At 64.0% G+C, this 7,559-nt stretch carries 11 protein-coding genes; 3 read left to right on the plus strand and 8 right to left on the minus strand.

Annotation, left to right across the window (positions count from 1 at the left end; all coding sequences use genetic code 11):
- The first annotated feature begins 5 nt into the window (after positions 1-5).
- The 3 genes from NKI97_RS32500 to NKI97_RS32510 are packed head-to-tail and all read left to right on the plus strand — an operon-like array spanning position 6 to position 2,295.
- Positions 6-1,088 (plus strand): AAA family ATPase, encoded by a 1,083-nt coding sequence (locus NKI97_RS32500; RefSeq protein WP_352838337.1) that lies wholly within the window; start codon positions 6-8, stop codon positions 1,086-1,088.
- Positions 1,085-1,501, plus strand: coding sequence for a hypothetical protein (locus NKI97_RS32505; RefSeq protein ID WP_352453123.1), 417 nt, complete (start codon positions 1,085-1,087; stop codon positions 1,499-1,501). The genes NKI97_RS32500 and NKI97_RS32505 overlap by 4 nt, the downstream gene beginning before the upstream one ends.
- Complete coding sequence (locus NKI97_RS32510; protein WP_352838338.1) at positions 1,498-2,295, plus strand: hypothetical protein; 798 nt, start codon at positions 1,498-1,500, stop codon at positions 2,293-2,295. Before NKI97_RS32505 ends, NKI97_RS32510 begins: the two co-directional genes overlap by 4 nt.
- A gap of 395 nt (positions 2,296-2,690) precedes the next feature.
- On the opposite strand, the gene NKI97_RS32515 is transcribed toward NKI97_RS32510, so the two are convergent.
- The 8 genes from NKI97_RS32515 to NKI97_RS32550 form a co-directional block, all read right to left on the minus strand.
- Positions 2,691-2,996, minus strand: coding sequence for a hypothetical protein (locus NKI97_RS32515; RefSeq protein ID WP_352453125.1), 306 nt, complete (start codon positions 2,994-2,996; stop codon positions 2,691-2,693).
- 56 nt (positions 2,997-3,052) lie between these two features.
- The gene (locus NKI97_RS32520; RefSeq protein ID WP_023803002.1) at positions 3,053-3,376 is read right to left on the minus strand and encodes a DUF736 domain-containing protein; all 324 of its coding nucleotides are present in this window, start codon (positions 3,374-3,376) and stop codon (positions 3,053-3,055) included.
- A 705-nt stretch (positions 3,377-4,081) separates the two neighbouring features.
- The gene (locus NKI97_RS32525) at positions 4,082-4,615 is read right to left on the minus strand and encodes a hypothetical protein (RefSeq protein ID WP_352453919.1); all 534 of its coding nucleotides are present in this window, start codon (positions 4,613-4,615) and stop codon (positions 4,082-4,084) included.
- 213 nt (positions 4,616-4,828) lie between these two features.
- The gene (locus tag NKI97_RS32530; protein WP_352838339.1) at positions 4,829-5,338 is read right to left on the minus strand and encodes a GNAT family N-acetyltransferase; all 510 of its coding nucleotides are present in this window, start codon (positions 5,336-5,338) and stop codon (positions 4,829-4,831) included.
- A complete protein-coding gene (locus NKI97_RS32535) occupies positions 5,339-5,620 on the minus strand; it encodes a type II toxin-antitoxin system TacA family antitoxin (RefSeq protein WP_352838340.1) in 282 nt (93 codons plus the stop codon).
- A 158-nt stretch (positions 5,621-5,778) separates the two neighbouring features.
- Positions 5,779-6,198 (minus strand): hypothetical protein, encoded by a 420-nt coding sequence (locus tag NKI97_RS32540; RefSeq protein WP_352838342.1) that lies wholly within the window; start codon positions 6,196-6,198, stop codon positions 5,779-5,781.
- Positions 6,188-6,448 carry a type II toxin-antitoxin system prevent-host-death family antitoxin gene (locus NKI97_RS32545; RefSeq protein WP_057143280.1) on the minus strand — a complete coding sequence of 87 codons (261 nt, stop codon included), beginning with the start codon at positions 6,446-6,448 and terminating at the stop codon, positions 6,188-6,190. Before NKI97_RS32545 ends, NKI97_RS32540 begins: the two co-directional genes overlap by 11 nt.
- A gap of 62 nt (positions 6,449-6,510) precedes the next feature.
- A complete protein-coding gene (locus NKI97_RS32550) occupies positions 6,511-7,452 on the minus strand; it encodes a DUF2493 domain-containing protein (RefSeq protein ID WP_352838341.1) in 942 nt (313 codons plus the stop codon).
- Between the last annotated feature and the right edge of the window lie 107 nt (positions 7,453-7,559).

The following is a 7,559-nucleotide window of genomic DNA, read 5'->3' on the forward strand; positions in this document are numbered from 1 at the left end:
AAGAGATGCAGCGCGTTCTGGTCCCGATCATCCTTGGCCTTGCCGTTCTGATCGTCGTGCTTGCGCTGCTGGAAGCCTATTCCTGCGTCATCCTCCTCGTCGCGATGACCGTCATGGGCTGGCGGCTGGCGCATGCCGACAAATATGGCCTGCCGGCATCGCGGAAATTTTTGCAGGGGAACGATCGGCGAGACGTTGAAACCAAATCCGCTCTTCCCATCCGGACGTCAAAACATCGGCCGCTCGATGAGGTGCTGGCCGAACTCGACGCCGTTACCGGATGGCGCTCCGTCAAGGCGGAGGTCAGGAAACTGATAGCCGTGTTGCAGGCCGAGCAGGAACGTCGGCGCCACGGCATCAACGCCGCCCCCCCAAGCCTGCATCTGATCTTCCTCGGCAATCCCGGGACCGGGAAAACCACGGCGGCGCGTCTCATGGGCGAGATTCTTGCAGCCCTCGGCCTGCTCAGATCCGGCCATGTCGTTGAGGTCGACCGCAGCCAGCTCGTTGCCGGTTACGTGGGTCAGACGGCGATCAAAACACGCGAAGTGATCGAGGCAGCATTTGATGGCGTCCTGTTCATTGACGAAGCCTACAGCCTTGCACCTGCTGAGGGCGCTAACGATTTTGGTCGCGAGGCGATCGACACGCTGCTGAAGCTGATGGAGGACCATCGAGATCGATTGTGTGTCATCGCCGCCGGCTACACTGGCGAAATGCGCCGCTTCCTGGATTCAAATCCCGGCCTGCGCTCCCGATTCACCAGGACAATCATGTTCGAGGACTATTCGGCTGAAGAGCTGGCGGGGATTTTTCGCAACCTCGCCGACCGCGAAGGCTTTGTGCTCGACGACGCCGCCGAGGACCGGGTCAACCTTGCCTGCGACTGCATGGAGGCGGAAGGTGGAGACCATTTTGGCAATGCGCGCGCGATCCGCACGCTTTGGGAAGGCACGCGCGAGGCGCAGGCCATGCGCCTCGCGACAAAGGGTGTCGGAAATGCCGGCCGCGACGCCATCATGACCATAGGACCCGAAGACATTGAGACGGCGATGGCGACATACGAGCGGCAGGGGTCAACCACATGACGGATGAGACGCTCTTCTCATCTGTGCGAGCCACGCTTCTACGCTGGCTCAAACTTGTTCCCGCCCTGTTCCGGCGCGATCCGCTGTTCCGCTATGCCACGATCGCCGCTGTCCTGGCTTTGATCTTTCTGGCTGTCAGTATCGGTCAGGATGTCGGCGGCCAGCGCGACGATCGCCCCACCGACGCTGGAAAGAACGCCAGCACCCCGCCGATGGGTCGTGATAATTTCGAACAGGGCAATGCGTCTTCGGCCGCGCAGACGACGGAGCCGCCCCACCCCCTTGGAACCTTGGAGCCGGCGCCCGAGGAAACGCCCGCTGTCGCTCCAGGCCGGCCGCTGCAAGGGATAAAACTGGCACCAGCGCCGCACGACAATTTTGGAACCGTGCCGATGGAAGGATCATCACCATGATGCAAAGAAAAAGTGTGGGCGGGCTGGCGCTCGGCATTGCGATCGCAGCATTGATTTTCGGTGACGGCCCCGGCTTCGCCCTGGCGCAAGACCGGCAGCCAGAAACCCAGAAGCAGTTGGACCGCATCGAGCGGAAACTCGATTCGCTGATCGAGCATCTCGGCATCACCGGACAGGGGGGCGCGTCGGCAAAGAGCAACGACAGCCTGCCCGCCACTGGCAACGATGGCGCGAAGCAGGCTTCCTCCGAAGATGGTGCGAGCCAAGCTTACCAGCGGGGCGCGCTCGCCATCGCCCGCGTCGCGCCAGCCAAAAAAGACAATCTTCCAGAGATCCCAGCCGACAGCGTCGGCAGCTTTATCTATATCGGCGGCGCCATTCCCCTCAGTGAACAGTCACGCAACGGTGTGCTCTACACCGGCCTCACCTCAGTCGAACTACAGGGCTGGCTGAAGATTGCAGAGCCCGGCCGCACGCAGCTCGCCGTGGAGTACCGCGCCACCACCGGATCCAACGTCTTTGCCAATGCCGGCTGCATTGCCTCGCTCTGGCTTGAAGATCGCTCGATCGGCTCCCAGCACGGCGAAATCCCAATGCCTGCCCGGGAGCAAAAAAGCGTCTCCTTCATCTTCGGCGCCGACCTTCAGCCCGGTCTCTACAAGCTTCGCGCCTGGCTGGCCTGCACCGAGCCGCGTGACCTGCGAGCCCTTTACGCCCAACTGCTCATCAAGACGCCTGGCGATATGAACCTGCGCATGATCGATAGCGGCGAATTGCTGCACCAGGGGTTGTAAAGGCCATGACGAGACCCAGAAAGGAGCACAGCCAATACGCCGTGGACAAGGTTTCGTCGAGGAGCAGGAGCCGAGTCCAGTCGCTCTCCTGAAGGCATTGAAATCGCTCCTGCGCGCTGCGCTGCCGCGCCATAGGCCAGAACGACGACGCGCCCAGCTGACACTGGATCGGCGCCAGTCTGGCGGAAATCAGGTCCGCCGCCTATCGATTATAGCGGGCTTGGCGGTTCTCAATTCCGCAATCCTGGAAATCTCGGCCAGGCACTCCCTTCCGTTTCGCCGTCGACCGGCCGCACTGGCTGATAGACATTGGTCTCCAGCCACTCTGCATAAGAAAAGCCCGGGTACGGTGGGATCGGTCGCCGGGCCTTTGGGACCCGTTCGCCCAGTCGGGCTCATTGAGGCGGCGCCCGATCAGCCATAGCCGCCTTGTCTGCGATGAGTTTCGCCGCGACATCGGCCGACAGCTCCATGAAGTCGTAGCCTTGTGAGATGGCTGCATGGCGAAGATCCTCAAGCGCTTCGAACGCGCGATCGCGGGTGCCAAGCCAGAGCGCGGGCTCGTCGGTTTCTTCGTGCGGGAACGCGTGCAGGAAGTAGGTGCGAAGCGGTGGGTCGTAGCCGATGACAGCGTCTGGATCCGAGCGGACCTGTCCGGTGACGGTGACGGTGCCAGTGACGGTGATGGTGTAACGGCTCATTGCAACCTCCTTTTGCCGGGGGGAGCCGGCCCCTTGCGGGGCGGGCCACCGATGCCTCACTGGGGGTTGTTCCAGAGGATGACCTTCTTGTTCTCCTCGCCGCCCGGGGCGGGTGCGAGGTTGCCGAAGATGACGCCGATCTCAGGGGCTTCCAGCTTGACCGAGAGGTATTCCTCGCCCGAACGCTGGGAGGTGCGGTGCCAGCCGGCTCCGATCTCGAAGCCCGTGCGCTTGTTGACGATCCGGTAGTCGGGCGCGTCCTCGCGCGACTTGTTGGTGTTCGGGATCAGGGTAATCGGGGCATTGACCCGGAGCGTGGCAAAGACGCCTTCCATCGAGCCGTCGGCCTTGGTGGTGAGGTTTGCGATCGTGGTGGCCATGGTAGTTCTCCTTCGGTTGCATCGGGACCATTCCCGATGGCGCCAAAGGAGAGGGCCGTCCTGCTGCGGTCATCTCGGCGAAAATTCTGGAAAATTCTATTTGCCTAGAAATAACGGGCAGGCCCTTCGCCTGTCCGCAGACAAAAACAGAAATCGAATTTTCCTGAATATTCGCCGAGTGTACCCCCAACGGGGGTTGACCGCACAAAGCAGGCGGTCGTCTACAAAGGCGACATGAAACGGGAATGGCCCCGGATGCGGCAGATGGAAAAGAACTCAGGCCGCCATCGCTTGGCCGACGCAACGCTGCCGGATCGCACGAACAGGCTGCAGCCTCTCGGGTCATGTCGTCGGCATCGCCAACACGTCGAACAGCAGCATGCGCGTGAACCGCCTTGCGCGTTTGGCATGGCGGCACAGCGGTTTCGAGATCGGAGCCGACTGGCAGCGAACTTCACGCCCCACGGTGGCGATGCCTCGCAGCCAGGTTGAAAGCAAGCCAGGATGTTCGGCACGCTTGTACCCGCTTCAGATGCGAGACGGGTCAAGATGATCATGCTGCACAATGCCCCGCGGCTCTGCGCGTGGGCCGGATTCGAAGTAGGGTTGGCCCCGGCCGTTCATACAAGTGGAGTTGGGGCGCGGAGCCGGATCAAGCATATCGGAGATCGGACCCACCGGGCTGTCGGGGAAACCGCCCGTACATCATCCTGGCAACGCCAGACGCTCGTCCGGCGTCATGCGGGCTTCGGCCTGGCGGCGAATGTCCGGATCGACATGGCGCAGCATGGCGCACCAGTCTTCCACATTGTACGTCGTCGCCATGCTGCCCCTGGCCAAATCGTAAATGACGCACGGCTTGTTCGCGATGGCGAGCCGAAATACGTTGACGGCCGTACCGGGTGATGCGCCGTCCCAGACCATCATGCCAAAGTCGGCGCGCCGCGCCATCTCCCGGTCCTTGGCGGCGTGGACCCAGTATCCTTCGGCGCGCTCAGGAGCAGGAACATGGTAGGCAGCCCAGTCGCCCAGATTGTTGCGGGGTTCCTTGCCCGCATGGAAGACCCCGACATGTTCGTAGCCGTAGCCAGCGAGCAGGCCCTGCGCCTCGGCATCGGCTCCGGGCGCGTCGCCAATCAGCACGCCGTGCTCGGCAGCAACGATTGCGCCGATGCGAGTGATAGCAGGTTCCGGCAGCTCGAATATCTCGCGTGATCCACCTACGAATATCATCGACATGGTGACTTTCCCTTCTCTCCAGCGTCCCCCGCCCCGCGCCGGCCGCCCTCTCCCTCTAGCCCTGCGCGAGGGATCGTCACCCGAAGGCCGACGGCGAAGCCGGCTCGGGGAGCGGCGGGACGCCCCGACTAGAGCCCGGCCGGACGCAGGCCGGCGCGCCCGGACCCTGCCGCTGCCGGAGGCGCCGCTGCCGGAGGCGCTACGCGCGTGGAGCTAGTGGCCTTTGTCGGCCAGCCAGAGGCTCACGTCCTGGATCGAGCGCATGAGCACCGACGGATTGTCCCGCGCGGGAATGCAGCCCCAGCTCTGCCAGTAGCGCTCGGCCTCGGCGTCGATCGCCCGCACTACCACCGCGCGGCCGCCGACGACGTCGGCGCTGGCGACGCAGCGATGCAGCGCGTCCTTGACCAGGCCGCTGCCGACGCTTTGCCCGGAATGGCGGTGGCTGACGGCGAGTTGTCCGATCAGCAGGCAGGGGATGGGATCGGGCGGGCGTCCGGTGCGGATAGCGCGCGGTGCGCTGTTTGGCTGGATCATGCCCGGCGCGAGGCCGTAATAGCCGACGACTGTTCCCTCGTCGTGAATGACCAGGACGCGGGTAAACCCGCGGGCCTGGTTCGTTCGCGCGAAGCCGGCCATCCAAGCGTTGAGCGCCGGCTTGCCGCAATTGAAGCTGTCGAGGCGGTGCGCGTCATCGAGGAGTTCGATGCCTGAAAGCGCCACCTAGCGGTTCCAGGGCGGGGGCCGACGCAGCCGCTCGGTCGCCTTCGGCGGGGGCGCAGCGGCCGGGGCTGAGATCGCCTGCATGAAGGCGTCATAGGCTTCCGGGGACACGCGGATGACGGTTTCGTTGAGGATGGCCGCCTGCGCCTCGTGGAGTGCTGCGCGCCGCATGAATTCCGTGCGCGACAGGCCGAGCAGCTGCGCGCCGCGGTCGATGATGGTGAGATCATCGTCGCGAAACCGCATCGAGACGGATATCTTCCTATTTGCGGCGGCAGCCATGGTGCGTTCCTGTGCTGGAATGGGTATACGTCGGTGCAATGGGGCATGACACCGGATTTGCGTGACGAACATTCCTGTTCCTGCGACCGGCGTACAGGCATGCGGAAACGGCGGACTGATCCGATCCGAGGTATGCTCCCTGCCGCGAAAACAGAACGTCAATCCAGACGGCTGACGCGGCGGCCCTCGCTGCGCGCTTCGATAAAGGCGCCTGCGATCTTCATCATGAATGCCTTGCTGAAACGACCGAGGGGCTTACCGTCGGATTCGATGTACCAGGAGCGTTCGGCAATATCGTAGTTGTATTCGTCAACCACGATCCAGCAGCGTTTGAGATCGCTCAGACCGGCGCGGCGGCACTCGATAGCGGAGACTTCCAAACCGACCCGATCGCCGGACGGTGGCTGGGTGGTTATCGCCAGGAGCGCGAGATGGGTCAGGCCGTCTCTTGCGCCGCCGACAGCAATGACCACGCAGGTCGGCCGGCTCTTGCGGCCTTCCGTTTCGCCGCGCTCGTGTTGCCATGCCCAAAGATACGGGTAGGAGATCACCTGACCAGGCAGAAATCTACCGCTCATCATCGTATCCTTCCCCGCGCGCCAGTCGGTCGATCTCGGCGGCGAAGAGTTCCGTGTGTTCCTCCGGCATCTCGGAGACATGGTATGCGCGGCGGGGATCGCCGCCGATGCGCATCCGTTCGTAGTGCTCGTAGCTCATCAGCACGAACCGGGGTTTGCGGTGCTTGGTGAGAATAACGGGTTCGCGGCTGGCAACGTCGGTGACATCGCCAACCTGCTTGTTGAGATCCCCTGTCGTGAACTGACGCATGGCTGTACTCCTTGTCGATCTCCATATTATCCAGATTTTCTTGATTTGCAAGAAAACGGCGCTCACGCGCCGCCCTCCGCGAACCGCCAGACGGGGATGCCGAGCCGACGGGCCTTGTCGGCAAGGTTGTCGGTGATGCCGGAGCCGGGAAAGACGATCAGGCCGTAGGGCACCACGGAGAGAAGCTGGTCGTTGCGGCGGAACGGAGCCGCCTTGGCGTGCCGGTTCCAGTCCGGCTTGAAGGCGATCTGGGTGACCTTGCGGTTCTCGGCCCAGCAGGCGGCGATGCGCTCGGCGCCGCGCGGGCTGCCGCCGTGGAGCAGCACCATGTCGGGATGCTTCTCGCGGGCCTTGTCGAGCGCCTCCCAGATCCGGTCGTGATCGTTGCAGTCGAGGCCGCCGGCGAAGGCGATCTTGGTGCCGGCCGGGACGAGCACCTCGGATTCGGCGTGGCGGCGGGCGGCGAGGAAGTCTCTGGAGTCGATCACCGACGCGGTCATCGCCTGATGAGAGACCTTGGAGCCGGTGCGCGGCCGCCATGCCGATCCGGTTTGTGCTTCGTAGAGGTCGGCGGCCTCATCGCGCATGATTTCCAGCACGTTGCGGCGCTCGATATAGGTGATGCCTTCCGCGGTCAGCCGTTCCAGCTCGACGGACTTCACCTCCGAGCCGTCCTGCTCCTGCTGGCTCGAACGCTGGGCCTCCTCGTTACGATCGAGGCTGCGGGCGACGCGCTCGGCGGCGCGGTGGAAGACGTTTGCAAAGGACCAGAGCAGGTCGTCGAGATCGGGTTCGAGCCTGGTGTCGCCAAGCATGCCGGCGAAGCTCTCGACGATCCCGGCGAGGCCGGCCCGGATCACCTCGTCGTCGGGAAGTGGCCGAGGATCAGGTTCGTCCTGATGCGGGCGATGGCCGTACATCTGCAGTTCGAGGATGACGCGGTCGGTCGGCGAGGAGGCGTGGTAAGGCTCGTAGCCGTCGTCGAAGGGAAGCTCGTAGGTCATGGCGTGTCTCCGTCGGTTGCGGCCGCGCCCATCGCGGCCTGACAGCGCATCCCGGCCGCGCCCCGGGCGCGGCCGCCCCGCAGGCCCAAGCGCAGCGGCGGCCGGCG

This window comes from Mesorhizobium sp. M0296 (genome assembly GCF_040321675.1).
GTDB lineage: Bacteria > Pseudomonadota > Alphaproteobacteria > Rhizobiales > Rhizobiaceae > Mesorhizobium.